This window comes from Chrysanthemum yellows phytoplasma (genome assembly GCF_000803325.1).
In the GTDB taxonomy this organism is placed as follows: Bacteria; Bacillota_I; Bacilli_A; order Acholeplasmatales; family Acholeplasmataceae; genus Phytoplasma; species Phytoplasma asteris.
The window spans coordinates 1-1250 of sequence record NZ_JSWH01000050.1 but is presented as its reverse complement, the minus strand read 5'-3'; the positions used below and the strand labels follow the sequence as shown (position 1 = coordinate 1250).

2 protein-coding genes are annotated in these 1250 nt (G+C 23.4%); both read right to left on the bottom strand.

Features of this window, described 5'->3' with window-relative positions:
- Positions 1-53 precede the first annotated feature (53 nt).
- The gene (locus OL66_RS04240) at positions 54-245 is read right to left on the bottom strand and encodes a hypothetical protein (protein ID WP_238568773.1); all 192 of its coding nucleotides are present in this window, start codon (positions 243-245) and stop codon (positions 54-56) included.
- A 60-nt stretch (positions 246-305) separates the two neighbouring features.
- Complete coding sequence (locus OL66_RS00810) at positions 306-1070, bottom strand: hypothetical protein (RefSeq protein ID WP_238568772.1); 765 nt, start codon at positions 1068-1070, stop codon at positions 306-308.
- Positions 1071-1250: the final 180 nt, after the last annotated feature.

The window sequence follows — 1250 nt, the reverse complement described above, 5'->3', positions numbered from 1 at the left end:
ATTTATAAATATAAAATAAAAAAGAGGCTATAAACCTCTTTGATATTTTTTAATTATGATTGAGTATTTCTTTTTTTAAAAATAACAAAAAGCAAACTTAAAAAAGTGATGGAAATTAATATAATGCAAGCAATAACAATATAAAATCCATAATTTGTATTTTCGTTATTATCTGTTTTTTCGCTTGTTATTTTAGGAGATAATATTGTTTGTGAGTTGTTTTGCAACTCTTCTTTATTGGACATAGAAGTTGTTAATGTTTCAGATAAAGTATTGCCATCATTTAATAAAAGTTCGACTGCTTCTTAAACTTTTTGCATAACTAAGTCTTTAGTTGAATCTGGGTTTCCTACTTCTTCTGCAATTACATTTTCAATTGTTTCATCTAATTGACTTTGTTTTATGGTTGAGTCAAATGGAATATTATATTTTTTTTTAACTTCCGCAATAAACTCTTCTTTATTTATTTTTTTAATTTGATAAGTTAATTTAGCTTTTCCTTTATATTTAGGAGATTTATCCAATGCTTCAATGGTTATATAACCTTTTGAGCGATCTTTTTTAGGAAAATAAATATCTTCTTTTGTAATTACTAAACCATTATTTTTACTTTCAATGGCATTTAATAAATCCTCATTAGAAATCAATGCTTCACTGTGAATTTTATTTAATTCTATATCCCCTAAAGCTTTATTTTGAATTAAAACATTTAGGTCTTCTTTGACATTAAAAATAACTTCTACTTGACCTTTAATTTTTTTAGAATTTTCTTTTGCTTTGACAGTTGCTTTGTTATTGTTTATCAAAACAACTTCTAAATCGTCTCCAATAGAAAGACCACTTATATTTTTTTGATTTTTTACAATTTTTTCAATGATTTTTTTGTCATTTGGTGCACTTTCAAAAGATCCTATATTTTTTTCAATAGTGCTGATATCTATTATTTCTGTTGGAGAAGCTTTTAAAGTGTAATTAAAACTTATTACAAATAAGATCAAAAGTAATAATGCACTTAAACAATAAATAAACCTTTGTTTTAAACAAGGTTTTTTTTGGTAAATATTTTTCAATGATTTTATTTTTGCTTTCTAATATCTTAATCTTTGCAAAATCCAAATGTACAAATTTGTAAAATGCAAAAAGTTTAAGATGAACTAAAGAATTTTAAACGAATTTATTACTAGCGGTTTTTTAAAATTTCTCGAATTCCTTTAAAATCCACTAATATTATAACTGAATCAAAACGAAAA

Bases quoted from the DNA above. Each gene is read 5' to 3' on its own strand.
- OL66_RS04240 (WP_238568773.1), bottom strand. From the start codon at position 245: ATGTCCAATAAAGAAGAGTTGCAAAACAACTCACAAACAATATTATCT.